Origin of the sequence: Embleya sp. NBC_00896, from assembly GCF_045207785.1 — a bacterium.
Taxonomy (GTDB): Bacteria; Actinomycetota; Actinomycetes; order Streptomycetales; family Streptomycetaceae; genus Embleya.
The window spans coordinates 2,241,551-2,268,453 of record NZ_CP108776.1 but is presented as its reverse complement, the minus strand read 5'-3'; the positions used below and the strand labels follow the sequence as shown (position 1 = coordinate 2,268,453).

Here is a 26,903-nt window from a genome sequence, read left to right as displayed (position 1 = left end):
GGCGGGACGTCGGGGCGCCGCAGCTCGGGCGGTTCCGGCGCCCGGTCCAGCTGGGCATACATGACGGCGGCCGGCTCGCCGGTGCCGAACGGCGGTGCGCCGATGAGCAGTTCGTACAGCACGCAACCCAGCGCGTAGAGGTCGGTGCGCGGATCGGCGGGCCGGCCGTGCAGCCGTTCCGGCGCGGTGTACGCGAGCGTGCCGATCAGGTGCGTCGTGGTCGAGGCGACGGCGGCGAGCCGGCCCGCGAGGCCGAAGTCGACGATCTCGACCCGGCCCTCGGCATCCACGAACAGGTCGGCGGGCTTGAGGTCGCCGTGCACCAGGTCGGCCCGGTGCGCGGCGCCGAGCGCGGCGCAGATCCCGGCCGCCCAGGCGAGCACGTCCGCGATCTCCGGCAGCCCGGCGCGCATGATCGTGCGCAGGTCGCGACCGGTGAGCCGGTCGGTGACCAGGAACGGCGTGCCGTCGGCGTCCTGCCCGACGTCCAGGACGGCGACCACGCCGGGGTGGGTGGGCCCGGCGGCGGTGCGCGCCTCGCGCAGGAACAGCGCCGCGGCCTCGTCGTCGGCGGGGCCGTACAGGAGCTTCACCGCGACCTCGCGCGACTCGGTCCGGTCGTGCGCGGCCCACACCTGCCCCAGGCCGCCGCGGCCCAGTGGTTCCACGAGTTCGTACCGGTCCACCAGAACCCGACCCACCGCTGCCACAACATCCCCCTCGCCGACCGTCGTGGGATCAGACCGTACTCCGTGGCTCCGGGGCGGTGATCGGCTGTGCCCGCACGATCGACCGCCGGGCGCCGCCCCGGGACACCGCGACGCCGGCCAGGCACAGCGCGCCGCCGACGAAGGTCAGCGGGCCCGGCACCTCGCGCAGGAAGAGCCAGGCGAGCAGCACCACGACGGCGGGGACCGCGTACGTCGTGCTGCCCATCCTTCCCGCGGTCGTGCGGGCGAGCGCGTACGCCCAGGTGGTGAAGCCCAACGCGGTGGGGAACACCCCGAGGTAGACGACGTTCAGGGTCGAGGACAGCGGCGCGTCGGCGGCCTGCTCGATCAGCTGCCCGGCGAACGGGAGGCAGCACAGCGTGCCGATGAAGCACCCGTACGCGGTGACCTGAAGCGCCGAGGCGTGCCGCAGCGCGGGCTTTTGGCCGACCACGCCGGCCGCGTACGACAGCGCGGCCAGCACGCACAGACCGACGCCCAGCAGCGGCGCGCCGCCGCCGTCGGACATCGAGACGCCCACCACGAGCGCGCCCGCGAAGGACACCGCGATGCCCGCGAGCAGGCGCGGCGCGAAGCCCTCCTTCAGCAGCCAACCGGCGAGCAGCGCGACCGCGATCGGACCGACGTTGACGACCATCGCGGCGGTGCCGGCGTCCACCTTGCGCTCGCCCCAGTTCAGGACGGCCATGTAGAGGCCGAACCACAGCACGCCGGAGACCAGGATCCCGCGCCACGCGGCGCGCGGCGGCAGGCCCTCGCGGCGGATCACCAGCAGCACCGCGAGCACGACCGAACCGGCGAACATCCGGCCGAGCGCCAGCGCGCCGGGGGCGAAGTGCTCGCCCGCGCTGCGGATCGACACGAACGCGGAGGCCCACAGCACGACCGTGACGCCGGCCGCCGCGACGGCCTTCCGGTCGACCGCGGTCGGTGGTACGGCACGTGAATCCGACATCGAGGACCCCTCACCTGTGCGTGTTCCGCGTCCGCCGGCGGCGGAGCGCCCTGCTCGAACACGAAGGTAGGGGCGGGACACTTCGGCGCCCACCGAATTGTCCCCGCGGCGTCGAATCGGGGGCCGGGCCGGCGCGCGGCCCCGCGGTGTTGCAGCATGGACCCTTCGTGCCGCGTCCCCGCGTCGGCCCAAGGAGAGTTGCCCCACCGTGAGTCGGAGCCCCGCGCGGTACCTGCGCGGCGTCGTGGACTACCCGCGCCGCAGCCCCGCGACGTTCGCGATCCTGGTCCTGCTCGTGGTGAACGGGATCGTGGTCGGCCGGCTCATGTCCGACGCGCGGGCCGATCGCCTGGTCGAGGCGATCAGCACCAACCTCGACAACCTCGACCACCACCCGGTCCGGGCGATGGCGGGCAGCCTGCTCGTGGCGGATACGCACGGGACGCTGTTCGGCCACCTGCTCACGATCGGCTTCGGGCTCGGGATCTGCATGGCGTTCCTGGAGCGCCGGATCGGCACGCTGCGTGCGGTCGGGGTCACGCTCCTGGGACACGTGGGTGCGACGCTCGTCACAGCGGTGGTGCTGATCGCGGCGATCGACGCCGGCACGTATCCGCAGGACACCCGGTACGCGCTCGACTACGGCGTGAGCTACGCCTCGATGGCCGCCATAGCGGCGATCACGCCGTTGCTGCCCAGGGCGCTGTGGCCGTGGTGGGCGCTCGCGTGCGTGGTGTACCCGTTCATCTCCGCGCAGTGGTTCGGCGCGCTGCCGGACTTCACCACGATCGGGCACTTCTCGTCCGCGCTGATCGGGCTCGGGTCCGGATTCCTGTTCGCGGGGCGACTGCGGCCGGGGCCTCGACACCCGCTCCCGGAGGCCGCCGGTGACGGCACGGCGGAGCCTCCGGGCGGGGTTCGCGCGGGTCAGACCTGAACCGGCTCCACGCGCCACTCGATCATCACGCGGTCCTCGAGGGGCAACTCGTCCGGGCCGAGCGCGACGTGGTCGATCACGTAGCGGAAGAGCAGCACGACGGCGTCGGACTCCATGTCCGGCAGGGATTCGCGGGTCGCGCCGAGCACGTCCAGGAGCAGGACCGGGTCGGACTCCAACTCCTCGATCTCCTCGGCCAGTTCGGCGTCGATGTCGTCGGCCGCGGCGAGCGCCGCGATCGAGCGGGCGAGGAAGGCCGGCTCGGATTCGAGGCGGACGAGCACCTGCTCGGTGACGTACGCGTCGAGCAGGTCGGCGTCGATGTCGATGCCGCCGCCCGCGCACCCGCAGCCGTCGCCGCATCCGCCGGCCGCGCTGACGTCCTCGAGGCTGAGGGGGGTACCGGTGGGGGAGATGGAGATCGGCTGGGCCGATCCGTCGGACGCGGGGAAGTCGGAGGAGGACACGCGAACCTTTCGGGGAACCGGGAGGAGCGCCCATCGTCTCATCCGTCTCGTGCTCACCCGTCTCGTGCTCACCGTCTCGTGATCCGGAACTTCCCGCCGGCTCGCGGGCCGGGCGTGCTAACGTTAATTGCTGCTGTGGTTCCCATGGAATTTTCTGTGCGCCTGCTGGTTGTAGCCAACAGGTGCACTTTTGTTTTTCCGGTGTCCAACTCCGGGCGGGGTAATCATCGCGACGATTCGGGTCTCGCAAGGTGCGGGATCCCGGTTACTGCCCCGAAGGGGAAGATACGTGGCTACTGGCACCGTGAAGTGGTTCAACGGCGAAAAGGGCTTCGGCTTCATCGAGCAGGACGGTGGCGGCCCCGACGTCTTCGCCCACTACTCGAACATCAACGCTCAGGGCTTCCGTGAGCTGCAGGAGGGCCAGAAGGTCTCCTTCGACGTCACGCAGGGCCAGAAGGGCCCGCAGGCGGAGAACATCAACATCGTCTGACTTGCTTGTGGGCGTGGCTCCGGCCGCGCAGCGAGGGCCCGCGCCGCAAGGTGCGGGCCCTTCCCGTGGCCAGACAGGGCCACGGTGCACCACCCCAGGCGGATGCCCGACATCCGCCGATCAGGACCCTGCCCGACGCGACCTCGTCGCCTCGGCCCCGCACGGTCCGGCACATCGGCCGCCGCTCTTCGGCAGGCGCCCGACCGTTGCGCAGTACACGACGCGAGTGACCCGCTCACCGCTTCGCCTTTTCAGCTAGTCCGGCTCGTTCTTGCGACTCCTTGTGCGGCGTCATGCCGCGGAGACGTCCTCGATACGCGCCGCATCGAGGAAGGTTCTCCATGAATCGCACCCCCCGTTCGAACGACCGTTACGCCCGCAGCGGCGGCGCCGGCTCGGCCGGCCGCAGTGGCGGCGGCTACGGCGGCGGCGGCAGCCGCGGTCGCGGTGGCGCCCCGTCGGGCAACCGTCGCAAGCCGATGACCGCCGGCCCCGTCGCCGAGTTCGCGCTGCCGGTCAGCACGACCCCGTCGCTGCCCGCCGTCGCGAGCTTCGCCGAGCTGGACATGCCCAAGCCGCTGCTCTCGGCGCTCACCCGCCAGGGCGTCACCGAGCCGTTCCCGATCCAGTCGGCCACGCTGCCGAACGCGCTGGTCGGCCGGGACGTGCTCGGCCGCGGCCGGACCGGCTCGGGCAAGACGCTCGCGTTCGGTCTCGCGCTGCTGGCCCGGATCGCCGGGCAGCGCGCCGAGTCCAAGCGCCCGCTCGCGCTCGTCCTGGTGCCCACGCGTGAACTCGCGCAGCAGGTCACCGACGCGCTCATGCCGTACGCCAACTCCGTGCAGCTGCGGATGACCACGGTCGTCGGCGGCATGTCGATCGGCCGCCAGGCCAGCTCGCTGCGCAACGGTGCCGAGGTCGTCGTGGCCACCCCGGGCCGGCTCAAGGACCTGATCGACCGCGGCGACGCCCGCCTGGACGCCGTGGGCATCACGGTGCTGGACGAGGCCGACCAGATGGCCGACATGGGCTTCATGCCGCAGGTCACCGCGCTGCTCGACCAGGTGCAGGCGGACGGCCAGCGGATGCTGTTCTCGGCCACGCTCGACCGCAACGTCGACCGCCTGGTCAAGCGCTTCCTGACCGACCCGGTCGTGCACTCGGTCGACCCGTCGCAGGGCGCGGTCACCACGATGGAGCACCACGTGCTGCACGTGACCGAGGCCGACAAGCACACCGCCGCGACGCACATCGCGGCGCGTGAGGGTCGCGTGATCATGTTCATGGACACCAAGCACGCGGTGGACCGACTGACCCGCCAGATGCTCGCGAGCGGCGTCCGCGCCGCGGCGCTGCACGGCGGCAAGTCGCAGCCGCAGCGCACCCGCACCCTGGAGCAGTTCAAGAGCGGGCACGTCACCGCCCTGATCGCGACCAACGTCGCGGCGCGCGGCATCCACGTGGACGGTCTCGACCTGGTCGTCAACATCGACCCGCCGACCGACCACAAGGACTACCTGCACCGCGGCGGCCGTACCGCGCGCGCCGGCGAGTCGGGCAGCGTCGTGACGCTCGTCACGCCGAACCAGCGTCGCGAGATGGCCCGCCTGATGATGATCGCCGGCATCACCGCCGAGACCATCCAGGTCCGCTCGGGCGACGAGGAGCTCACGCGCGTCACCGGTGCCCAGGTCCCGTCCGGCGTGCCGGTCACGATCTCCTCGCCGGTCTCGGAGGCCCCGCGTCGCGGCGGCTCCGCGGGCGGTCGCGGTCGCGGCCGTCGTCCCGGGCAGGGCGGCGGCAGCGGCACCGGGCGTCGCCCGTCGTCCGGTGCGTCGTCGGCCGCGGGGACCCGCTCCGCCGGTTCGACCGCCGGCACCGCCGCGCCGCGTCGGCGCACCGCCGCCGCGTAGTCGGCCCGTCGAACGCGAGCAATCGCGAACTCCGAAGCCGCGTCCGGGAATTCCTCCCGGGCGCGGCTTCGCGCATTCCGCACTCCCGCCGGCGTCGCGGTATCGACGCCGTCACGCAATGCGGTGTACCCGGGACATTGATCCGCATTGTTACTGTTGAGGCATTCCCGATCGTCCAGTTCGTGAGGTCAGCACGTGCTCAAGTCCCTGATATCCGGCTCTCGTAAGGGAATTTGCGTTGTCGTGCTTCCGCTCGTGGCAGCCGCGGCGCTGCTCACGGGCTGCGGCTCGGGAGGGTCCGACGGGGCGGCCAAGTCCGATGCGGCGCAGGCGAAACCGGGTGGCGGCGGGAATGAGTCGAAGGACACACCGCGCGTGACGGTGGATCCCGCCGACGGCACGCAGGGGGTCGCGCCGGGCAGGCCGATCACGGTGACCGCCGGCTCCGGGACGCTGGCGGCGGTGCGAATAGCCGACGGCCAGGGCCGCGCGATCGAGGGCACGACGTCGCCGGACGGCCGCACCTGGACGTCCACGACGCGGACCGTGCCGAACGCCACGTACACCGTGACCACGACCACGCGCGGCAAGAAGGGCGCCGAGGCGACCACGACCGGCACCTTCGGCACGCTCAAGGCCGACAAGGTCAACAAGGTCACGCTGCGCCCGGCCAACGGCGGCACGTTCGGTGTCGGGCAACCGGTATCGATCATGTTCGACATACCGGTCCAGGACAAGGCAGAGGTCGAGCGCAACCTCAAGGTCACCACCACGCCGAACGTCGAGGGCTCGTGGGGCTGGACCAAGGACCAGTCCGGCAAGGACCGGGTCGACTGGCGACCGCGCGAGTTCTGGCCGACCGGCACCCGGATCACCCTCGACGCGAATCTCGGGGGCGTCGCGAGCGCCCCGGGCGCCTACTTCACCCGGGACTACGAGACGTCGTTCACGGTCGGGACCAGCCGGACCGTCGAGGTCGACGTCCCCAAGCACAAACTGACCGTGATCGAGGACGGCGTCCCGGTCAAGACGATCAAGATGTCGGCCGGTTCGGATCAGTTCCCGACCCGCGGCGGCACGCACGTCATCCTGAGCAAGAACGCCAAGGAGACGCTCGACTCGACCACGGTCGGGCTCGGCGACAGCTACAACCTTCCGGACGTCCCGTGGGTCGTGCACTTCACGTCCTCGGGTACGTTCTTCCACTCGGCCGCGTGGAACACCGCCAACATCGGCGTCGCCAACACCAGCCACGGCTGCGTCGGGATGACCGTCCCGGACGCCGAGTGGTTCTTCAACCGGGTGCAGGTCGGCGACCCGGTCGTGGTCAAGGGCTCGAACAACACCGAGGCCACCGAGCCCGGCAACGGCTTCGGCAACTGGCAGCTGACCTGGGACCGGTGGAAGGCCAAGAGCGCGCTGGCGGGCTGAGCCACCGCCGGTTCGACCTCCGCCGGGGCCACCTCGGTGGGAGCCCTCGAATTCGCCTCGACGGACACGCTCGACCGGACCCACGTGGCGACGCCGCGCGGGATCCGAGCGCGGTGGGCGCGCGGCCTCCGGGGATGCCGCGCCCCGTGCCCCGTGTCTCCGCCGAACGGCCCTTCGAGGGCGAGCGGTGGCGAATGGATTCTTCGGACCGTGCCGGCGCGATGTATCTTCTACCGGTCTGTAGATCGAAGGCTCGATTCGTACGCGTGTGTGCGAGGAACCAGGGGATCCCGATGGCTCTGTGGGACAAGTTCAAGCAGTCGGCCCAGACGATGCAGGGGCAGCTGGAGGCCAAGAAGAACGAGCTCAAGAGCGGTGGCTTCCGGGACGCGAGCATGGCGATCTGCGCCCTGGTCGCGGCGGCCGACGGCTCGGTCGACCCGTCCGAGCGGCAGCGCGTCACCGCGCTGATCACCAGCAACGACGTGCTGCGCAACTTCGAGGCGAACGACCTCGAACAGCGTTTCAACGCCTACCTGGCCAAGCTCGCCGCCGACTTCGAGCTCGGCAAGGTGTCCCTGCTCCAGGACATCGGCAAGGTCAAGAAGAAGCCGACCGAGGCGCGCGCGGTGATCCAGATCGGCATCGTCATCGGCGGCGCGGACGGCAACTTCGACAAGAGCGAGCAGGCCGTCGTGCGCGACGCCTGCTTCGCCGTGGGCCTGACTCCGGCCGAGTTCGGACTCTAGGCCCTGTCCGGCGGATCTTGGCGGGTCCGCTGATCCACCAAGATCCGCCGGACAGGACCTAACCACCCGGGCCGCGGGGCCAACCCTTTCGGGGGACCGATTCCGCCCGACGGCGGATCCTCGTCGGGCGGAATCCCGGTGCTCGGCGGACGTTGGAGGCATGACCGACGCCCGCACCATCGCCGGGCCGCGGCGGGCTCGTTGGTGGGGGCCGATCGCGGTCGTCGCCGTCCTGGCACTGTTGGCCGGCGGCTGGCCGTTGATCAACGCGTGGATCTCCGGCGACGAGCGGGTCGAGGAGGGCACGGTGTTCCGGGTCGGGCCGGCCGACCACCGCGCGTGGTTCCGGGTCGGGGCCGGTTGGACGCTGGATCGGGCCGCGACCAAGCCGTCCCGACGGTTCGTCCTGCGGCACGGCGACGTGGACCTGTCGGTCGTGTACATCTCGCTGCCCTCCGCCGAGGACGCGGACCACCTGTGGAGCGGCCTGCGCGACACGGTGCGGGTGGCCGACCGCGACGCCCGGCTGGGGCCGCCGGGCCCGCTGATCGCCGACGACGGCGCCGCCGGCATGGTCGGCACACTCACCCGGAGCGGCCGATCCGGGCGGGCCGTGATCTACCGCGGGCCCGAGGACGCGTTCGCGATCCGGCTGATCGCGCTGGCCCCGCCGGACACGCCCGATCCGGAGTGGCTGCCCATCCGTACCGCGATGCGTTCGCTGACCTTCACCGAGGGGGCCGCATGAACCCTGCCGTGGTCCGGTCGCCGAGCGGGCGGCCCGAGCCGGTCGCCTCGGTGATCGCGCTGGTGGCGTGCCTGTTCGGACTCGGGGTGGTCGTCCTCGAATATCACGACCTGGTTTGGGTGTTCTCCGCCGCCGCGGCCCTGGCGGGGTTCCTGCTGCTGCTCACCCTCGGCGTCGGCTACCTGCTGCCCCGCCGGCTCCGGCCGGTCGTCGCGCCGCCGCACTCGGTGTCGATCGCGTGCGTGGTGTGGGGGATGACCGCCGCGACGGGCTGCGCGATCCTGGCCAACACCGGCCTCGGCGAGATCTGGGCCAAGGCCCGGGGCGTCGACGTCGCCGACGCGTGGGGCGCCTCGGCGACCGCGCCCTTCGACGAGGAGACCCTCAAGCTGTGCGGCGTCATACTGCTCGCGCTGGTCGCGAGCCGGGCGATCCGGGCCCCGATCGACGGCTGGGTGTACGGCGCGCTGGTCGGCCTGGGCTTTCAGGTCGTGGAGAACTTCCTGTACGCGCTCGACGCGATCGTGCTCGACGGGGCCACCGACCCCGGCGCCTCGGTCGACTCGTCGTTCGCCGTGCGGGTGGGGATCACCGCGTGGGGGTCGCACTGGGCGATGAGCGCGGTCGCGGGCACCGGCGTCGGCTACGTCGTGGCGCGCGACGGCCGTTCGCCGGCCCGACGGGTGGCGGTCGCGGTCGGCCTGTGGGCGCTCGCGATGGCGATGCACTGGTTCTTCAACTCGCCCCTGGGGCCCGGTTGGCGGGGCACGTTCGCGAAGATCGGGGTCAACCTGGTCGTCGCGCTGTTCGTGTACCGGTACGCGCGCCGGAGCTACCTCACCCGGTTCCGCGAGGTGGCCGCCGAGGAGGCCGCGACGGGCGCGATCCGGCCGGACGAGGCCGAGCTGCTGCCGCGCCGGCACAGTCGCAGGCGGGCCCGGAACGGTCCGCCGCAGCGCGCCGTGCGGGTGCTGATCGGCGAGATCGAGGAGGCCCAACTCGCGCTCGTGGCCGGGCGGATCCCGCGCGCCGATCCCGAGGAGCCCGCCCGCTCCGAGCGGCTGCGCGCGGAGATCGCCGCGCTGCGCCCGCATCTGCGCTCGACGCCGCCGGGATGGCCCATGCAGGCCCGACAGCCGATCCGGTGAGCCCGGGCCCGGTCCGGCGGGAAGCCCGACGCAGACGGGAAGCCCGACGCGGAAAAGCCCGCCGGACTCGGTCCGGCGGGCTTCTCCGTCGCCTGCTCCATGTAGCCGTACTGCGGTACCGCGATAGTGCTGTCGAGAGGGGCCCATCCACTTCTCGTGGATCCTGATTGCGTGGTGCGCGGCCTTGACTCGACCGCTTCTCCGCGTCTATCTATGTCGGACCCCCCTCGCTATCCCCAGTAGACGCCCATCGCCGCGCAGACGCAAACGATCACGGTCGCGGATCGGGTGACCACGAAGAGTGCGGGATCAGGCCTCGGCCTTGGCGATCTTGCGCTTGACCTCGTCCATGTCCAGCCCCTGCGCCTGCTTGATCAGGTCGACGAGCGCGGCCTCCGGCAGGGCGCCCGGCTGCGAGAACACGACCACACCGTCGCGCACCAGCATGACGGTCGGAATCGACTGGATCGAGAAGGCCTGCGCGAGGTCGGTCTCCGCCTCGGTGTCGACCTTCGCGAACACCACGTCCGGGGTCGCCTCCGAAACCTTCTCGAAGGTCGGCGCGAAGGACCGGCAGGGCCCACACCACGAGGCCCAGAAGTCGAGCACGGTCAGTCCGTCGCCGGATACGACCTCTTCGAAGTTTTCCTTGGTCAGTGCGACCGTGGCCATGCGTCCTCCCAAACGTCTTTGCCCCGAGTTTCTCTACAGCCTGTCAACAGGCAGGGGGGCGCGGGCATTCCTGGGCGACTCCAGGATGCGTTCCGCGGGCACCTACCCCGCCGGCCCCTCGGCTGCACTCGCCCCGTGACCCCAACAGTCACACCGGCACCATAGGCTTGATCGGACCGGCGCCGACCGCCGGTTACCGTGCAGCCGAGGAGTCCCGCCATGCGCTACACCCGCCGCAGCGTCGTCAGTCTCGCCCCGGCCGAACCCGGGTGGGACGTCGAGGTGACCAAGGCCGGTGAAGAGGCCGTCCTGTGCCCCGTCATCGGCTGGGCCGTCGTCGTTCTCGACATCAGCGCCGAGCAGATCACCGAGACCGCGATCGAGCCCGCGTTCATCTACGACGGTGCCGTGTTCACCCCGGCCGAGCTGGCGCACTCCATCGGCGAGCTGGACTACCAGATCATCGAACCCGAGGAGTGACCGGGCCGTGATCGAGCGCGGAACGCCGCACCGACAGCTCCCGCCCGCGGTCCCGGCGGGAGCTGTCGGCTTTCCGTCCCGCGTCGACGTCGGGCCCGCGGAACGCGGCGGCCGGGACGGCGAACTCCCGGGCCGGGATGGGGACTACGACCTGACGTAGCGTCAGTGGGCGGCGGCCGGCGCCTGATCGGGGGCGCCCTCGGCGAAACGGGCCGGCGCGATCGCGCCCGCGACGGCGAGCACGAAGCCGATCGGCGCGAGTGGGACGTAGCCGCCCGGGCGGCTGTGGTCGCCCAGGACGGGGACCGCCAGGACCGCGGTGACCGCGAGATTGGCCGACTGCGCGGCCTCGACGGCGAAGATGCCTTGCCGTGCCTACTTCAACTCCGCCACCACCGCGTCGTTGAGCACCGGCCACACCTCCGCCGCCCAGGGCCCGAAGCCCCGGTCGGTCAGGCACACGCACGCCGCGCCCAAGGCCGGGTCCACCCACAGGAACGTTCCGCACGCGCCGAAGTGGCCATACGTCGCGGGGGAGTTGGTGGTGCCCGTCCAATGCGGCGACTTCGTGCCCCGGATTTCGAAGCCGAGCCCCCAGTCGTTCGGCCGCCTGGTGCCATAGCCCGGCAACACGCCGTCCAGGCCGGGGAAGACCACGCTCGTGGCCTCGCGCACCGTCTCCGGCGCCAGCAGACGCGGTGCCAGCAGCTCGGCCGCGAACCGGACCAGGTCGCGCACGGTGGAGGTGCCGCCGGCCGCGGGCGAGTCGCCGATCGTGGTCGCGTCCATGCCCAGCGGCTCGAAGACCGCCTGGCGCACGTACTCCCCGAAGGGGATGTCGCACGCCTTCTCGACGGTGTCCCCGAGCAGGTTGAAGCCGGTGTTCGAGTAGATCCGCTTCCGTCCCGGCCCCGCCAGCACGCGGTCCTCGTCGAACGCGAGGCCCGACGTGTGTGCCTGGAGGTGCCGGACCGTCGATCCGGGCGGCCCCACCGCGTCGTCGGGCTCGATCGCGCCCTCCTCGATCGCGGCGAGCACCGCGTAGGCGGTGAGCAGTTTGGTCACCGAGGCGAGGCGGAACGGCTCGTCGACCGGGCCGTGCTCGCCGCGGACCACCCCGTCCCGGGTGACGACGGCCACAGCGGCCCTGCCGACGGGCCAGGTGTCGATCATGCGCAGACTATCCACGGGAGTCGAGCCTACGGCGACGGTACGCGTGCACCCAACCGAGGGATCACATCCCGCATCAGCGCGGTCAATTCCCGGGCGCACGCCACGTAGTCCTCGACCTCGCCGCCGCCGGGATCGACCACGTCCTCCCAGTCCGGTTCGAGCTCGACCGACGCGAGCCCGAGCGCCGCGAGCCGGGTCGCCAGGGGCTCCCCGTCGTCGGCCAGGTCGCGCACGAGCCGCTTGAGCGTCGCGGTCCGCGGGGCGGCCTCGGGGTGGTTGCGGCGGACGTACCCGACGTGCTGGTACTCCTGCACGATCACCACGTCCGCCGCGTCCAGATGGGCCCGGGTCAGCTGTGTGCTGCGGTGCCCCGGCGCCTCGATCCCCAGCTCGGTCAGGGCGCCGCGCGTGCGCCAACCGATCGGCATGCCCTCGACCACGAAGGTCCCGGCGGTGACTACGTCCCAGTCGGGACGGGCGGCCCGGGCGAGCGCGCCCGCGATCACCGAGCGGGTGGCGTTGCCGGTGCAGACGAACAACAGCGAGGTCATCCGGCCATCATGCCGCCCGGGCGGAATCAGTCCGACGCACCCCAGTCCTTGCCGGTCAGGCCGCACCCGGCGCTGCCGTCACAGAACGGCGCGTTGCCGGTCGAGCCGCACCGACACAGGGCGGCCCGGGTCTCGTGCCGGTGTGTGCCGTCCGGCATGGCGACGACCATGTGCCCGTGCAGCACGAGCGGGCCGTCCGCCACGACGGTGACCCGGGTGGGGTGGATCGGCTCCTCCGGAGCCCCACCCGTGAGGGTGTAGCGCAGCGCGCCGCTCGGGCAGCGGCTGATCGCCTCCGCGATCCGCTCGGCCGGCGCCCGGGTCGGGTCGATCCATGGGTCCTTCGCGGTGTCGAAGACCTCGGGCAGCCCGCGTGCGCACTCCTGGGAGTGCAGACAGCGCCCGCGGTCGAAGGTGACGACGATGTCCTCGGCCGGATACGCCTTGCCTCGGTCGGGGCCTGGTGCGGTGCTCATGGGAATCAACTCGGATCGGGTCGGGGCGGGCGCGCCGCCGCCGGTCAGTCCCTGACGGTGCTCGGCGGGGCGTCGTATACGAGATCGAAGTAGTCGGGGTGCTTGCCGATCCACGCCTTCACGAACGGGCACAGCGGCAGAACCTTGCGATCGCCGGCGCGGACCCGATCGAGCGCCGCCCGGACGAGCACGCCGCCGACCCCCTTGCCCTCGTACTTCGGTTCCACCTCGGTGTGGGTGAACACGATGAGGGTGTCGGTGGTCATGTAGTCGGCGAAGCCCGCGAGGTCACCCTCGATCCGGGCCTCGAAGCGGTTCTGCTCGGGAACGTCCTCGACGACGATGTTCACGTGATCCCCTCGTAACGGTGTGTCGACCCGATGCGGACGACGACACTCTTTCGAATTCTCGAACTCTCGAATCCATTCCATTCGAACTCATACCCGAGCCGGTCGCTACCCAGCCGATCCGGCCCGCCGCCGCCGGGGGGCCGCGCCGCCGTTGACCTCGCGGGCGACCTGGGAGAGCATGCGCAGATCTGACGCATCGTCACATTCGCCGAGGAGGCACCACCCATGCTCGATCCCGAACCCCTCGCCGGTCAGGTCGCGGTCGTCACCGGAGGGGGCGCCGGCATCGGCGGCGGGGTGTCCCGCCTGCTCGCCCGCGCGGGTGCGCTGGTCGTGCTGAACGACATCGACGCGGACCACGCCGAGCAGGCCCGCAAGGACATCGAGGCGGCCGGCGGCCGGGCGACCGTCGTGCTCGGCGACATCCGCGAGGTCGAGACCGTGACCCGACTGCGCGCGGCCGCGCTCGCGGCGGGTGGGGTCGACGTGTTGGTGAACAACGTCGGCGACTACCGGCCCTCGACGACCTTCCTGCGCAGTACGGAGGAGGAGTGGCAGGCGCTGCACGCGATCAACTTCGAGCATGTGTTGCGCGTTACGCACGCGTTGCTGCCGTCGATGATCGAGCGCGGCTCCGGCAGCATCGTCAACGTCTCCACGGTGGAGGCCCTGCGCGGCATCCCGGGCTGCCCGGTCTACTCGGCCTACAACGCCGCGATCATCGCGTTCACCAAGAGCCTCGCGGTCGACGTTGCCCGAAAGGGCGTCCGGGTCAACGCGATCGCGCCGGACATGGCGAACACGCCGCAGACGACATACGAGGCGAAACTGCGCGATCGCGACCCCGCCCTGATCGGCTCGTGGGTTCCGCTGGCGCGATTCGGCGAACCCGATGACTACGCGAAGGTTGTGCTCTTCCTGGCGAGTGCCGCATCGTCTTATGTGACGGGCCACTTGATCCCGGTGGACGGCGGTACGACGGCCGCGAGCGGGTGGTACGGCAAGGCCGACGGGCGGGGGTGGACCAACCTGCCGGACGGCGCGTGACCGGCATTTCGTAGGCTCTCCGGTTGTTGTTCGGGTCGGGAACCGGGCAGGTGTCCCCGTACGTCGGGACAGCAATAGGGGAACGATGGCGCAGCCGGTACACCGGTCGCGCCGATCGGATCGGGACAGCGTGAACGACACGAGTACGACAGGCCAAAGCGTCACCGGGGGGACGACGGACATGGCACGTACGACGATGAGGGCCTACTTCAATCTGGCCATCCTGGTCGCCGGGCTCGAACTCCTCGCCATCGGCGTCTGGTTCGTCCTCGAAGGTGCTCGAATCGACCAGAGCGACACCATGATGGTCGGGTACATCACCGGTGCGGCCTTGCTGGCCTCGGCCATCTGGCTCGGCGGATATCGGCCCCGGCACGACGAGTTCGTCGAGCCCGCCGACGACACCGCGCTGCGCGAGGCGAAGGCCCGCCTGGACCGGATGGACCCGGCCCGGCTCGCCGAACACGTCGCGGACCTGTGCGAGCGGGACGGCTTGGCCGATGTCGAGACCGTGCGCGTGGTCGAGGACGCCTACGCGGTCGACATCCACGCCAAGCGCGGGGACGGCAGCCTCGCGGTCGTGCGGTGTCGCAGCACGGAGGGGCCGGGGCCGGTGGCCGGCGGCGTCGTGGAGGACTTCGTGACGGCGCTCGACGCGGATCTGGATCGGGCGGGGCCGGTGCTCTTGGCCACCACGGCGGGGTGCTTTTCGGCTAAGGCGGCGGCGATTGCGGCTTCGGCCGGGGTGGTTTTGCTTGATCGTGGAGCGCTTGCGCATTGGGAGTGCGACAAGGAGACACCGGCGAGTTTGGCGGCTTAGCGGTTGGCCTCAAATGCCGGCCGGGCTGGAGTGGCTCGGTCTTCGGTTGGGATGCCTCAAATGCCGGCCGGGCTGGGAGTGACCCGGCCTTCGGCCGAGGTGGCCTCAAACGCCGGCCGGGCTGATTGGCTCAAGCGCCGGCCGGGCTGGAGTGGCTCGGGTTTTGGGAGAGGTGGGCTCGAGTGCCGGCCGGGCTCGGGGGCGTCAGCTGCAGCAGCCGCCTCCGCAGCAGCTGCCTCCGCCGCTGGTGCCGGCGGGTGGGGTGGCGGTGGCTGTGCCTGTTACTGCGATGGTGGACAGGAGTTTTGTGGTGTCGGTGTGGCCCGCGGGGCAGGTGGCGGGGTCGTTGGCGGCGGACATCGGGCGGTTGAGTTCGAACGTGATTCCGCAGGCGCGGCAGCGGTAGTCATAGCGCGGCATGCGGGTCAGGTTAGCGGGCGAGAGGTCAGGTCCTCGGCCCGTTGCTCTGTACGACCTCGAAGGACCACAGGGCCGAGTCGCTCGCGGCCGGCTTCGGGCGCTCGCCGCCCTTGCCGTCGCCCTGCGCGTGCGCGGCCTTCATGTTCCCGGCCATCCACGCCTGGAAGTCTTCCTCGCTGCGCCAGCGCGTGTAGACCAGGTACTGGTCGGTCCCCTCGACCGGTCGGAGCAGTTCGAACCACTCGAAGCCGTCCTGCGAGTCCACCATCCCGGCCCGCGCGGCGAACCGCTGCTCCAGGGTCTCCCGCATCTCGGCGGGCACGGTCAGCGCGTTGATCTTCACAACAGACATGGGCCCAGTCTGCCCCGTCCCGGGGCCACGACCGAAACGGCCCCCGCGGGCGTCGTGGCAGCGCGCGGGGGCCGTCGTTCGGGTGTTCGGGGCGGCTACGGGCGCAGCGGTCCCTCACAGGAGTAGGACGAGGTCGCGGCGAGCCCGGTGTTCCACGGCTGCGGCCGGCCGAAGTGGCAGTTCATGTCGGCGAGGTTGTTCATGGCCGCGCCGGCGCGGGTGAGGATGAAGTAGTCGACCGTGGCCGCCATGTCCTTGTGCATGCGGCCCGGGTCGGTCGAGCCGATATTGGCGGTGATTTGGCCCGTGCAGGTGAAGCGCGGGTGCGCGTCGTAGGCCGCGGTGCAGGAGGTCGGGGTGATTCCGGTGGCCTGGGTGAAGACCTGGCGGACGTAGGCCGCTCCGGTCGCCGAGAGTTGCGCGGTGGGCGTGTACGTCGCCACCGGCACGATCAGGTTGTTCACGTCGGCGATCTGTCGGTCGAGGTAGGTGTCGAACTCGGCCTGGTAGGTGGGACCGCTCACCCGGTCGAGGAACGCGTCGTAGCCCGCCACGTCGTTGGTCCGCAGGTGGTCGTACATCTCGGCGAGCAGGTCCGGGTGGTCACGGCCGAGCATCGAGAAGAACGAGCCGGCGTACGCGTAGTAGCGGAAGAAGTAGCCGTCGTCGTCGTAGCGGAAGTGCAGGGTCTCGCGGACCGAGGGCCGGCTGCCGTACTTCTGCACGTCCGAGATCACCTTGGTCACCAGCGACTTGCGCAGCTTCACGCCCTGATCGCGGGTCGCCCCCGCCATGTACTCGGCCATGCCCTCGTCGAAGGCGGTGGTCCGGTTCTCCGCGTACCAGGGGCCCTGGCCGAACGAACCGGGCACGGCGTAGCGGCCGTTGAGGTAATGCGTGTACTCGTGCCGGAACAGCTCCTCCAGCTGGAGCAGGGAGTCGCGCGGCACGACGCGCTGGTAGGTGTAGAACGTCGCGCCCTCCTCGATGTACAGGCCGCCGTTGTTGGTCGCGTAGCCGTACAGGAAGGTCTGGTACTTGTGGTAGTCGGCCATGCTCGCGTACAGCCGGATCGTCAGCTTGTCGTTCGGGTCGCCCGGGAGCGGCTGATCGGTGCCGAGGGTGCGGAAGAACTGCTCCTTGACCTGCTTGGACGCGTAGTAGAGCTGCTCGACGGTGGCGCGGTCGAGGGAGGTGTGGACCTCGATGGCGCCCTGGTCGAAGCTGTACGTCTGCGGGAACACCGTCGCCTCGACGTCGGCCCGACACACCCCCACCTCGTGACAGCGGCCGTACGTCTCCAGCCAGTGCGCGACCTCGCTCCACGGCACGGAGAATCGGCCGTACCAGCCCTCGGTGTCGGTGAGCAGGGTGCCAAGCCCGGCCACGGTCTCGGTGGTCAGGGCCGGTATCCGGCCGAGCCGGCCGTACTCGTACACGGCGTTGCGCAGCAGCCCGGACGTGGTCGGCGTGTTCAGGTGGCGGTAGCCGACGAAGGCCTTCAGGCCCGCGCGGTAGGCCGGGTCGGCCTGGACCGCGGCGATGAAGCCGGCGTCGCCGTTGGAGATGCCGTGATAGGCGATGACTTGGGCGTCGATCGCGGCCTTCGCCCGGTTGGGGCTCTGCCAGGCGTTGGTGGTGCCGTCCATGTCGCGGAACACCCGGGTCAACAACGGTAGTTGCCGCTCGCGGACACCGTCCACGTCGGCGGTGATCAGCACTTCGCGCAGCAGCGCGCCCGAGGTGGGAGTGATGTCGAACGCGTGCGGACCGGCGCGGAAGGCGTCGGCGGCGCGGTTGATCGCGGCGACGACGGAGGGTATGCGCAGGTTGATCGCGGCGTTGTCCCAGTCGAGGTACATCGCGGCGTGCGCGAAGTACCAGAGCTCGTACAGGTGGGACGCGTTCGTGCCGTCGTAGGCGGGGGCAAGCGCGGTGATCCGGTCGAGCACCGCCTGCACGTGCGCCGGCGTCAATACCCGGCCCAGGTCCGGGGTGTAGGTCCAGAGGAAGCCGCGCAGGCAATCGGGGCCGATGTCGGCGCGGGTGAGGAAGTCGGCCAGCGCCTGCGGGGACAGCGCGGAGAACTCGGCCAGGGTGCAGCCGGGCACCGCGGCGGCCGTCCGGGCCCGCGTGGGCGTTTCCGAGGGGAGGTCGGCCGGGGACGGACCCCGGCCGACGACGATCGTGTTGCCTCCGTCGACCGCGCCCGGACCCCGGTCGGGCCCGAGCGCGACCGGCGCGCCGATCCGCTCGACCTCGTCGCCCGGAGCGGACGCCGCCTGCGCGTTCGCTTCCACGACCCGGGAGTTCGAGGACGGGTGGGGCACGGCCGAGGCCGCCGATGTGGTTGCGATCGGCAGTACACCGACGGCCAGTGCCAAGAGGGGAACGCTTGTGGCAAACCACTTCTTACGGCGCGCGTGACTACTCATGTACGGCCCTTCGGGCACGGGTGGGCCACGGTCGGCAGCCCACGTCGAGAACACGACGCCGAGTACAATTGCACATGTCACACGTGACATCCAGATGAAATTCAAAAGGATTGAAGCCCAACTTCCGGTCTGGGGAGGGTGGTTGGCGCCGCCGGCCCGACGGGAGGCGCGGACCGATGCGTGCGACGGGCCCCCAGGCCCTGCCCGGGGCCGCGAACCGCCTTTTGTGGCGGCGAAGCCGTGACCGTCGGGGCGCGAGGGACTAGCGTCGGCCGCAGGCGCCCCGACCCCTGTCGGGCGTGCGCCGCCGATGGTCCGTCATGCCCATTGCACGGCAAGGGAAGCGGAGGCTCGCGTGGTCTACAGTCAGCCCGGCCAACCGGACAGCATCGTCAATTTCGAACCTCGGTACGACAACTACATCGGGGGCAAGTGGGTACCGCCGGTGCAGGGCCGGTACTTCGACGACATCACCCCCGTGACCGGTCAGCCGTTCTGTGAGGTGGCCCGCTCCACCGCCGAGGACGTCGAACTCGCGCTCGACGCCGCGCACGCCGCGGCCGACGGGTGGGGGCGCACCAGTGTCACCGAGCGGTCGCTGATCCTGTTGAGGATCGCCGACCGGATCGAGCAGAACCTCGAACGCCTCGCGGTCATCGAGACCTGGGAGAACGGCAAGCCGGTCCGCGAGTCCCTGGCCGCCGACCTGCCGCTCGCGGTCGACCACTTCCGCTATTTCGCGGGCGTGATCCGGGCTCAGGAAGGGTCGATCTCGCAGCTCGACGAGGACACCGTCGCGTACCACTTCCACGAGCCGCTCGGCGTGGTCGCGCAGATCATCCCCTGGAACTTCCCGCTCCTGATGGCGACTTGGAAGCTCGCGCCCGCGCTCGCGGCCGGCAACTGCGTCGTGCTCAAGCCCGCCGAGCAGACGCCGGTGAGCATCCTGGTGCTGATCGAGCTGATCGCCGACCTGCTCCCGCCCGGCGTGGTCAACGTCGTGAACGGCTTCGGCTTCGAGGCCGGCAAGCCGCTCGCGAGCAGCAGCCGGGTCGCCAAGGTCGCGTTCACGGGGGAGACCACCACGGGTCGGCTGATCCTGCAGTACGCCTCGCAGAACATCATCCCGGTGACGGTCGAACTCGGTGGCAAGAGCCCGAACATCTTCTTCGCCGACGTGGCCGACGAGGACGACGACTTCTTCGACAAGGCCGTCGAGGGGTTCGTGATGTTCGCGCTCAACCAGGGCGAGGTCTGTACGTGTCCGTCCCGGGCGCTGATCCACGAGTCGATCTACGACCGCTTCATGGAGCGCGCGTTGGCGCGCACTCGCGCGATCGTGCAGGGCAACCCGCTCGATCCCGCGACGATGGTCGGCGCGCAGGCCTCCAACGACCAGTTGGAGAAGATTCTCTCCTACCTCGACATCGGTCGGCAGGAGGGCGCCGAGGTCCTGATGGGCGGCGCGCGCAAGATCGTCGAGGGCTTCGAGGACGGCTACTACGTCGAGCCGACGATCTTCAAGGGCACCAACGACATGCGGATCTTCCAGGAGGAGATCTTCGGTCCGGTCGTGTCGGTCACCACCTTCCGCGACGACGCGGAGGCGCTGCGGATCGCCAACGACACGCTGTACGGGCTGGGCGCGGGTGTGTGGACGCGGGACGCGACGCGGGCGTACCGGTTCGGGCGCGAGATCAAGGCCGGCCGGGTCTGGACGAACTGCTACCACGCCTATCCCGCGCACGCGGCCTTCGGCGGGTACAAGGCGTCCGGCATGGGTCGGGAGAACCACAGGATGATGCTCGGCCACTACCAGAACACGAAGAACATGCTGGTCAGCTACTCGGCCAAGAAGCTCGGGTTCTTCTGATGCCGAGCGCGCCGATCGAGAAGGTCGCGATCACGGACGCCGCCGCGGCGCTGGTGGCCGAACTCGCGGCCGCGCACGGCCCGCTGTTGTTCCACCAGTCGGGCGGGTGTTGTGACGGATCGTCACCGATGTGTTACCCGAGAGCGGAGTTCCTGGTCGGCGACGCCGACGTGCTGCTCGGGTGGGTGGCGGGCCAGCCGTTCTACATGTCGGCGGCGCAGTACGAGTACTGGCGGCACACGCACCTGACCGTGGACGTGGTGCCCGGTCGCGGCGGGGGTTTCTCGGTCGAGGCGCCGACCGGCAAGCGGTTCCTGATCCGGTCCCGGGTGTTCACCGACCTGGAGGCGGACTCGCTCGCGGAGGAGGTCGTGCCCACGGGCCGGCGGCACTGAGCGGGCGTGTCGACCGGACCTCGATCCGGACGCCGGGCCGGACGCCGATCCGGACGCCGACCCACGCGCCGATTCCGACTTCGCGTGCGTCGGTGGTGCGCGGGTCGCTGTGAGGACCGTCACAGCGGCCCGCGCGCCCGGCCTCGGTCGCGGCTTGCGACGCCTTCGTCCCGGGTCGTCGATCCGGGGGCGGGATCCCGTTGTTCGAAAGGTTTATGACTAATCGTCATATGAGTAATCGGCGGGCGTGAAGTGTCCGAGACGCCCGGATTATCCCTCCGGGCGGACGGGTTGTCGCTGAGACCTTGATCTCTTGTCCAGCCGAGCGAGGCGAACTAGAAACCCTTCCAACGGGCCGGAACCCCACCAGCGTCGATGGGATCCGTCCACGAGGAAAGGAACGTCGCCATGGCGGAACCAGTGATCGTCGAAGCCGTGCGGACACCGGTCGGCAAGCGCGGGGGCGGGCTGTCCACGCTGCACCCGGCCGACCTCCTCGGCCTGACCTACCGCGAGCTGATCGAACGTGCCGGGGTCAAGCCGGACATCGTCGAGCAGGTGATCGGCGGCTGCGTCACCCAGCGCGGCGAACAGAGCGCGAACATCACCCGGACCGCGTGGCTCGCGGCCGGCCTGCCCTACGACGTCGCGGCCACCACCGTCGACTCTGCGTGCGGATCCTCGCAGCAGGCGAACCACCTGGTCGCGGGCCTGATCGCGGGCGGTGTGATCGACGTCGGGATCGCCTGCGGCGTCGAGTCGACGAGCCGGGTCCCACCGGGCTCCGCGACCGCGGGCGCGGGCTCGCCGTACCCGCCGTCGTGGGACATCGACGTGCCCACCCCGTGGGAGGCCGCCGAGCGGATCGCCCGCAGGTACGGGATCTCCCGCGAGGCCGCCGACGGCCTGGGGCTGCTGTCGCAGGAGCGGGCCCGGCAGGCGTGGGGCAACCACCGCTTCAAGCGCGAGACGTTCGGCGTCAAGGTGCCCATCGGCACGGACGGCGACTGGGGACTGGTCGAGCACGACGAGGGCGTTCGGGACACCACCATGGAGGCGCTCGCCGCGCTGCGACCGGTTCAGCCGGCCGGGATCCACACCGCGGGCAACGCGTCGCAGGTCTCCGACGGCGCCGCCGCGATCATGTGGGCGGCGAAGGACGTCGCGCTCGCGCTCGGCCTGACGCCGCGGGCTCGGATGGTCGCCCAGGCCGTGGTCGGCTCCGACCCGGTGCTGCACCTGGACGGCCCGATCGCCGCGACGCGGGCCGTGCTTGGGCGCGCCGGGTTGTCGCTCGACGACATCGACGTGATCGAGGTCAACGAGGCGTTCGCGTCGGTCGTGCTGGCGTGGGCCAGGACCTTCGACGCGGATATGACGAAGGTCAATGTGAATGGCGGGGCGATCGCGCTTGGGCACGCGGGCGGGGCGGCTGGGGGGCGGTTGATTGCTTCGGCGGTGCATGAACTGGAGCGTGGTGGTGGTGAGTTCGCGCTGATCGTGATGTGTGCGGATGGTGGGATGGCGACGGGGACGATCGTGCAGCGGCTCTGACGCCGGCCGTTGGCGGGCTTTGCGAACGTGGCCTCAAGCGCCGGCCGGGCTGAATCGGCCTCAAGCGCCGGCCGGGCTGAATCGGCCTCAAGCGCCGGCCGGGCTGAATCGGCCTCAAGCGCCGGCCGGGCTGAATCGGCCTCAAGCGCCGGCCGGGCTGAATCGGCCTCAAGCGCCGGCCGGGCTGAATCGGCCTCAAGCGCCGGCCGGGCTGAATCGGCCTCAAGCGCCGGCCGGGCTGAATCGGCCTCAAGCGCCGGCCGGGCTGAATCGGCCTCAAGCGCCGGCCGGGCTGAATCGGCCTCAAGCGCCGGCCGGGCTGAATCGGCCTCAAGCGCCGGCCGGGCTGAATGGCCTCAAGCGCCGGCCGGGCTGAATCGGCCTCAAGCGCCGGCCGGGCTGAATCGGCCTCAAGCGCCGGCCGGGCTGAATCGGCCTCAAGCGCCGGCCGGGCTGAATGGCCTCAAGCCTATTCACAGCCCGTCCGGCGTTTGAGGACAGTGGGCCGCAGGCCGGTTCGGGAGGTCAGTCCTCGCGGCGGCTGTGGCGCATGCCCAGGATCAGGGTTGCGGCCAGTAGGACGGCGATTACCGCGGAGAGGGTGTCGCGGAGGGTGTGGTCCTCCGGGCCGTTCGTCGTGTTGCTCTGGTTGGCCATGTCGGGGGTTGGTGTGGCGGGCGGGCCGGTGGACTGGAGGAGGTTCAGGAGGTCGAGGCCGCCGAAGGTGGTGAGGGTGCGGTTGGTTGCCTCGGCCGCGAGGATCAGGGACGCGAGTCGGATCGGGTCGTTGCCGGCCATGGTCTTGGCGCCGGCCGCGAGCCAGTCGGCCGCCGCGCCCGCCTCGGCCGGATGGCCGGTCGCGGACAGCGCCTCGACGGCGGCCACCGTCGCGTCGAAGTCGGTCGGCCCGCCGATGTGGTTGCCGCCCGCCTTGAGCTTGGCCACCAGCCACGACGCGCCGCCCTGCGCGGCCGTCTGCCGGTTCGGCGTCGGCGCCGGGCACATGAGCGGCGTCAGGGCGATCGACGGCGCCGGCCCGGCCGGCCGGGTGCCGTATGCCAGTGCGAGCACCGCGCGCCCGGTCAGCAGCGGATCGGCGGGCCCGCCGGGCCCGGCGGCGAACGCGCCGCGATCGGGCGCGAGCGCCGCGCAGCCGAGCTGGGTCGCCTTGAGCGCGTCCGCCGGGGTGGGCCCCTGCGGCGACTTGAGCAACTCGGGCGACGTGCCGGCCGTGACGAGCGCGCTGATCGCGGCCGCGGTCGCGGTCGGGTCGCCGGTCGCGTTCGGGCCCGGCACGGCCGCGTACGATCCGTCCGCGAGTTGCTTGGTCTTGAGCCAGTCGACGCCGCGCGCGACCCGTGTGTCGTACGTCCGCAGCGCGTGCAGGGCCTCGACCGCCGTCGCGGTCGCGACGGTGTCCTCCCGCGCGGGGTCGCACGGCACGCCCGGGTCGGCCCGGTACGCGGTGAAGCCGCCGTCCGCGCACTGCTGCCCGAGCAGCCACTCGATCGCCGTCGGCGCGGGCTTGACGTCGCCCGAGGCCAGCGCCAGGAGCGCGAGCGACTGCCGGTAGACGCCGTCCGAGGTGGGATCGGTCCTCCCGTACAGCGTCGGCGGCACCGCGTTCGGCGCGGCCTTCGCGCCGGGGACCAGCGAGATCTTCGCCGCGCGCGGAGCCGGACCGTCCGCGGCCGTCCCGAGCGCACCGCCCGGAGGCGGCGTCGCGGCCCCGGCCGCGCCCCCCGTCCAGACCGAGCACAACAGCGCCGTGGTGAGCACGGAGGCCGCCGCGGCGCGCCCGCGGCGTCGGGGGGAGGGCATGCATTGCCTTTCGCTGAACGCTGAGCGGATCGGACCGCGGAACAGACCCGTCGAGAGTCCCGGCCACCCTACCCGTGCGCCCCCTCCGCCCCCGGGGTCACAGGGCCGTATAGCGCGTCGGCTCCCCGTTCGACTCGGCGCCCGCGCGCCCGCGCTTGACCAGGTGTCGCAGGTGCGCGGCGGCCTCGCTGAGGGCCAACTGCCGGTTCTGCGCGCCCAGCCGCGCCCACGGCCGGTTCCAGTCCATCCCCTCGGCGATCTGCCACAGCGTCAGCGAACGCTCGCACAGCCGGGCGTGCAGCGCGGTCAGTCGGTCCTCGTGCAAACGGGCGACCTCGGCCGCACGCCCCGCCGCGTCGTCGAAGACGTGCTCGTGGGCGGGCAGTACGCCGGTGATCGGCATCCGGGCGACACGTGTCAGCGAGGCCAGGAAGTCGCCGAGCGGGTCGGCCTCCTCGGCCTCGTCGTACAGCCCGATGTGCGGTGTGATCGACGGCAGCAGGTGGTCGCCGGAGAGCAGCCGGCCGTCGCCGTCCTCCAGGTGCAGGCAGACGTGGCCCGGCGTGTGCCCGGGCGTCCACACGGTGCGTACCGCGCGGCCGGGGGCCGGCGCGAGCTCGCCGTGCACCAGTTCGCGGTCGGGGACCGCGTAGTGCAGGCGCGGGCGGCTGCCCGCGTTCACGTCCCGGTGCTTGGTGAGCGCGTCCAGCGCGTCCTGCGGCGCGCCCGCGAGGGTGAGCACCTCCAGGTGGTGCCGCAGCCAGGCCGCGCGGGGCGCGTTGTTGATCAGCTCGACCTGCTGGGCGTCCGCCGCGTGCAGCGCGATCCACGCGCCGGAGGCCTCGCGCACCTTCTCGGACAGTCCGTGGTGGTCCGGGTGCGCGTGGGTGACCAGGACCCCGTGTACGTCCTCGATCGAGGTGCCGACCTCGATCAGTCCCTCGACCAGGGCCCGGTAGGAGACCGGGTCGTCCCAGCCCGTGTCGACCAGGACCGGACCGGCGTCGGTGGCCAGCACGTAGACCAGCGTGCAGCCGAGCGGATTGTTCGGGATCGGCACGGGGACGGTCCACACGCCGTTGCCGAGATCCGCGACGCGGGGCGCGGGCGGGGTGGGTCGTGCGGGTGCGGTGCTCATGGGCGGCCTCCTTCTCGAAGCTTCTCGAAGTGGCGCCATCCGAACGCCGTGTGCCGGCACGGCTTCGATGATCACCATAGAACACGTTCTCTCATACACCACCGCGTCGCTGACTTGAGGGGTCGTCAGATCGAGATCCGACACGTACGATCCTTACCTGTCAGTCGATGAGACTCCAGTCTCATTGGAGCGGGGAAAGCGTTGTTCCCTCATCGGCAAACTGATATCTGTTCTAGTCAGAGTTCTGCTCATAGCCCCTGAAGCCCCTGTACCGCGCAGCGTGCGTGCACGCCCGCACCGAGGAGGACCGTGATGACGGATATCGTGGAGCACAGCCAACTGGTCATCGGCGGACAGCTGGTGGACCCGATTGGCAAGGACACGATCGAGGTCGTCTCGCCCCACACCGAAGAGGTCATCGCGCGGGTTCCGCACGCCTCGACGGCGGACGTGGACGCGGCCGTGGCCGCCGCGCGCAAGGCGTTCGAAGAGGGTCCGTGGCCGCGGATGTCGCTCGACGAGCGGATCGTGATCCTGGAGAAGATCCGCGACGGGTTCATGACCCGGTCGCAGGAGATCGCCGAGGTCGTCGCGAAGCAGAACGGATCCCCGGTCACCTGGGGCCTGTTCGCGCAGGCCATCGGCGCGGGGATGATCTACGACACGGTCGCCAAGATCGCCCGCGACTACCAGTGGGAGGAAAAGCGCGCCGGCCTGCTGAACCCGCTGCTCGTGCGCCGCGAGCCGGTCGGCGTCGTCGCCGCCGTCGTGCCGTGGAACGTCCCGCAGTTCGTGGCCGCGGCCAAGCTCGCCCCGGCGATCGCGGCCGGCTGCACGATCGTGCTCAAGCCGTCCCCGGAGACCCCGCTCGACGCGTACATCCTCGCCGAGATCTGCCGCGAGGCCGGCCTGCCCGACGGCGTGCTGAGCATCGTCGCCGCCGACCGCGAGGTCAGCGAGTACCTGGTCGCGCACCCGGGCATCGACAAGATCGCGTTCACCGGTTCGGTCGGCGCCGGCAAGCGGATCATGGAGGTCGCCGCGCGCAACCTCACCCGCGTCACGCTGGAGCTGGGCGGCAAGTCGGCGGCGATCATCCTGCCCGACGCCGACCTGGAGCACACCGCCAACACGCTGCTGCCCAACTCGTACATGAACAACGGCCAGGCGTGCGTCGCGCAGACCCGGATCCTGGCCCCGCGCAGCCGCTACGACGAGATCGCCGAGCGCTTCACCGCGTGGGTCGAGAACCTCGTGGTCGGCGACCCGATGGCGGCCGAGACCCAGGTCGGCCCGCTGGTGGCCAAGCGGCAGCAGCAGCGCTCGTTCGACTACATCAAGATCGGCCAGGAGGAGGGCGCCAAGCTGCTCGCCGGCGGCGGTCGCCCCGAGTCGCAGGAGAAGGGCTGGTACGTCGAGCCCACGCTGTTCGGTGACGTGGAGAACTCGATGCGCATCGCGCAGGAGGAGATCTTCGGCCCGGTCGTCGCGCTGATCCCCTACGACGACGAGGACCAGGCGATCCGGCTCGCCAACGACTCGGAGTTCGGCCTGTCCGGCAGCGTGTGGACGACCGACATCGAGCGGGGCATCGGGGTGGCTCGCAAGATCCGCACCGGCACCTACTCCGTGAACACCTTCGGCCTGGACTTCTTCGGCCCGTTCGGTGGCTTCAAGAACTCCGGCATCGGCCGCGAGTTCGGCATCGAGGGGCTCGGCGCGTACACCGAGGCCAAGACGATCGCGCTGCCCGCGGGCTACGAGGCCTGATCCC

Annotated in this window: 27 protein-coding genes and 1 pseudogene; 15 read left to right on the top strand and 13 right to left on the bottom strand. The window is 71.1% G+C overall.

All coding sequences use genetic code 11. The features are described from left to right. Positions 1-2: 2 nt before the first annotated feature. Positions 3-635, bottom strand: a pseudogene (locus OG928_RS10145) (serine/threonine-protein kinase); the annotation flags it as partial. Between the two features lie 103 nt (positions 636-738). Next, entirely contained in the window at positions 739-1,686 is a 948-nt protein-coding gene (locus tag OG928_RS10140) for a DMT family transporter (protein ID WP_406281936.1), read from the bottom strand. Between the two features lie 208 nt (positions 1,687-1,894). Between OG928_RS10140 and OG928_RS10135 the strand changes: the two genes are divergently transcribed. Continuing rightward, positions 1,895-2,623 (top strand): rhomboid-like protein, encoded by a 729-nt coding sequence (locus OG928_RS10135; protein WP_406281934.1) that lies wholly within the window; start codon positions 1,895-1,897, stop codon positions 2,621-2,623. Here the strand turns inward: OG928_RS10135 and OG928_RS10130 are convergent. Beyond that, positions 2,614-3,090 (bottom strand): hypothetical protein, encoded by a 477-nt coding sequence (locus OG928_RS10130; RefSeq protein WP_406281931.1) that lies wholly within the window; start codon positions 3,088-3,090, stop codon positions 2,614-2,616. The genes OG928_RS10135 and OG928_RS10130 overlap by 10 nt on opposite strands. A 289-nt stretch (positions 3,091-3,379) precedes the next feature. Between OG928_RS10130 and OG928_RS10125 the strand changes: the two genes are divergently transcribed. The 6 genes from OG928_RS10125 to OG928_RS10100 all read left to right on the top strand — a co-directional run bounded on the left by OG928_RS10125 (position 3,380) and on the right by OG928_RS10100 (position 9,572). Continuing rightward, entirely contained in the window at positions 3,380-3,583 is a 204-nt protein-coding gene (locus OG928_RS10125; RefSeq protein WP_020554660.1) for a cold-shock protein, read from the top strand. Positions 3,584-3,924: 341 nt separating this feature from the next. After that, positions 3,925-5,496 carry a DEAD/DEAH box helicase gene (locus OG928_RS10120; protein WP_406281929.1) on the top strand — a complete coding sequence of 524 codons (1,572 nt, stop codon included), beginning with the start codon at positions 3,925-3,927 and terminating at the stop codon, positions 5,494-5,496. A 375-nt stretch (positions 5,497-5,871) separates the two neighbouring features. Beyond that, complete coding sequence (locus OG928_RS10115; protein ID WP_406281926.1) at positions 5,872-6,927, top strand: Ig-like domain-containing protein; 1,056 nt, start codon at positions 5,872-5,874, stop codon at positions 6,925-6,927. Positions 6,928-7,220: 293 nt separating this feature from the next. Next, complete coding sequence (locus OG928_RS10110) at positions 7,221-7,676, top strand: tellurite resistance TerB family protein (RefSeq protein ID WP_406281923.1); 456 nt, start codon at positions 7,221-7,223, stop codon at positions 7,674-7,676. A gap of 160 nt (positions 7,677-7,836) precedes the next feature. Then, positions 7,837-8,424: a hypothetical protein gene (locus tag OG928_RS10105; protein ID WP_406281920.1), complete on the top strand. Its 588-nt coding sequence runs from the start codon at positions 7,837-7,839 to the stop codon at positions 8,422-8,424. Next, positions 8,421-9,572: a PrsW family intramembrane metalloprotease gene (locus OG928_RS10100; RefSeq protein WP_406281918.1), complete on the top strand. Its 1,152-nt coding sequence runs from the start codon at positions 8,421-8,423 to the stop codon at positions 9,570-9,572. The genes OG928_RS10105 and OG928_RS10100 overlap by 4 nt, the downstream gene beginning before the upstream one ends. Before the next feature lie 309 nt (positions 9,573-9,881). Here OG928_RS10100 and trxA read toward each other — a convergent pair whose 3' ends face one another. Continuing rightward, positions 9,882-10,244 (bottom strand): thioredoxin, encoded by a 363-nt coding sequence (trxA, locus tag OG928_RS10095; RefSeq protein ID WP_406281915.1) that lies wholly within the window; start codon positions 10,242-10,244, stop codon positions 9,882-9,884. A 219-nt stretch (positions 10,245-10,463) separates the two neighbouring features. Between trxA and OG928_RS10090 the strand changes: the two genes are divergently transcribed. Both OG928_RS10090 and OG928_RS10085 read left to right on the top strand, forming a co-directional pair. Beyond that, positions 10,464-10,724, top strand: coding sequence for a hypothetical protein (locus OG928_RS10090; RefSeq protein WP_406281912.1), 261 nt, complete (start codon positions 10,464-10,466; stop codon positions 10,722-10,724). Between the two features lie 7 nt (positions 10,725-10,731). Then, positions 10,732-10,884 carry a hypothetical protein gene (locus OG928_RS10085; RefSeq protein WP_406281909.1) on the top strand — a complete coding sequence of 51 codons (153 nt, stop codon included), beginning with the start codon at positions 10,732-10,734 and terminating at the stop codon, positions 10,882-10,884. A gap of 215 nt (positions 10,885-11,099) precedes the next feature. Here the strand turns inward: OG928_RS10085 and OG928_RS10080 are convergent, their stop codons facing one another. The 4 genes from OG928_RS10080 to OG928_RS10065 are packed head-to-tail and all read right to left on the bottom strand — an operon-like array spanning position 11,100 to position 13,274. Then, on the bottom strand, positions 11,100-11,912 hold the full coding sequence (locus tag OG928_RS10080; RefSeq protein WP_406281906.1) for a serine hydrolase domain-containing protein: 813 nt from the start codon (positions 11,910-11,912) through the stop codon (positions 11,100-11,102). A gap of 11 nt (positions 11,913-11,923) precedes the next feature. After that, positions 11,924-12,448: a hypothetical protein gene (locus OG928_RS10075; RefSeq protein WP_406281903.1), complete on the bottom strand. Its 525-nt coding sequence runs from the start codon at positions 12,446-12,448 to the stop codon at positions 11,924-11,926. A gap of 26 nt (positions 12,449-12,474) precedes the next feature. After that, positions 12,475-12,924 (bottom strand): (4Fe-4S)-binding protein, encoded by a 450-nt coding sequence (locus OG928_RS10070; protein ID WP_406281901.1) that lies wholly within the window; start codon positions 12,922-12,924, stop codon positions 12,475-12,477. Positions 12,925-12,968: 44 nt separating this feature from the next. After that, complete coding sequence (locus OG928_RS10065) at positions 12,969-13,274, bottom strand: GNAT family N-acetyltransferase (RefSeq protein WP_406281898.1); 306 nt, start codon at positions 13,272-13,274, stop codon at positions 12,969-12,971. A 225-nt stretch (positions 13,275-13,499) separates the two neighbouring features. Between OG928_RS10065 and OG928_RS10060 the strand changes: the two genes are divergently transcribed. Both OG928_RS10060 and OG928_RS10055 read left to right on the top strand, forming a co-directional pair. After that, positions 13,500-14,321, top strand: coding sequence for an SDR family NAD(P)-dependent oxidoreductase (locus OG928_RS10060; protein WP_406281895.1), 822 nt, complete (start codon positions 13,500-13,502; stop codon positions 14,319-14,321). 181 nt (positions 14,322-14,502) lie between these two features. Next, positions 14,503-15,141 (top strand): restriction endonuclease, encoded by a 639-nt coding sequence (locus OG928_RS10055; RefSeq protein ID WP_406281892.1) that lies wholly within the window; start codon positions 14,503-14,505, stop codon positions 15,139-15,141. A gap of 204 nt (positions 15,142-15,345) precedes the next feature. Here OG928_RS10055 and OG928_RS10050 read toward each other — a convergent pair whose 3' ends face one another. The 3 genes from OG928_RS10050 to OG928_RS10040 form a co-directional block, all read right to left on the bottom strand. Next, positions 15,346-15,561, bottom strand: coding sequence for a zinc ribbon domain-containing protein (locus tag OG928_RS10050; RefSeq protein ID WP_406281889.1), 216 nt, complete (start codon positions 15,559-15,561; stop codon positions 15,346-15,348). A 25-nt stretch (positions 15,562-15,586) separates the two neighbouring features. After that, complete coding sequence (locus OG928_RS10045; RefSeq protein ID WP_406281886.1) at positions 15,587-15,913, bottom strand: antibiotic biosynthesis monooxygenase family protein; 327 nt, start codon at positions 15,911-15,913, stop codon at positions 15,587-15,589. A 95-nt stretch (positions 15,914-16,008) separates the two neighbouring features. Beyond that, positions 16,009-18,297: a collagenase gene (locus OG928_RS10040; protein WP_406281884.1), complete on the bottom strand. Its 2,289-nt coding sequence runs from the start codon at positions 18,295-18,297 to the stop codon at positions 16,009-16,011. Between the two features lie 406 nt (positions 18,298-18,703). Here OG928_RS10040 and adh point away from each other — a divergent pair, with 406 nt between their 5' ends. The 3 genes from adh to OG928_RS10025 all read left to right on the top strand — a co-directional run bounded on the left by adh (position 18,704) and on the right by OG928_RS10025 (position 22,170). Further along, positions 18,704-20,221 (top strand): aldehyde dehydrogenase, encoded by a 1,518-nt coding sequence (gene adh, locus OG928_RS10035; protein WP_406281881.1) that lies wholly within the window; start codon positions 18,704-18,706, stop codon positions 20,219-20,221. Further along, a complete protein-coding gene (locus tag OG928_RS10030; RefSeq protein WP_406281878.1) occupies positions 20,221-20,616 on the top strand; it encodes a DUF779 domain-containing protein in 396 nt (131 codons plus the stop codon). Before adh ends, OG928_RS10030 begins: the two co-directional genes overlap by 1 nt. A gap of 408 nt (positions 20,617-21,024) precedes the next feature. Continuing rightward, positions 21,025-22,170 carry a steroid 3-ketoacyl-CoA thiolase gene (locus OG928_RS10025; protein ID WP_406281875.1) on the top strand — a complete coding sequence of 382 codons (1,146 nt, stop codon included), beginning with the start codon at positions 21,025-21,027 and terminating at the stop codon, positions 22,168-22,170. 525 nt (positions 22,171-22,695) lie between these two features. Here OG928_RS10025 and OG928_RS10020 read toward each other — a convergent pair. Next, positions 22,696-23,991 carry a prenyltransferase/squalene oxidase repeat-containing protein gene (locus OG928_RS10020; RefSeq protein ID WP_406281873.1) on the bottom strand — a complete coding sequence of 432 codons (1,296 nt, stop codon included), beginning with the start codon at positions 23,989-23,991 and terminating at the stop codon, positions 22,696-22,698. Positions 23,992-24,088: 97 nt separating this feature from the next. Further along, positions 24,089-25,129: an MBL fold metallo-hydrolase gene (locus tag OG928_RS10015; protein WP_406281870.1), complete on the bottom strand. Its 1,041-nt coding sequence runs from the start codon at positions 25,127-25,129 to the stop codon at positions 24,089-24,091. A gap of 312 nt (positions 25,130-25,441) precedes the next feature. Between OG928_RS10015 and OG928_RS10010 the strand changes: the two genes are divergently transcribed. Further along, the gene (locus tag OG928_RS10010; RefSeq protein ID WP_406281868.1) at positions 25,442-26,899 is read left to right on the top strand and encodes an aldehyde dehydrogenase; all 1,458 of its coding nucleotides are present in this window, start codon (positions 25,442-25,444) and stop codon (positions 26,897-26,899) included. Positions 26,900-26,903: the final 4 nt, after the last annotated feature.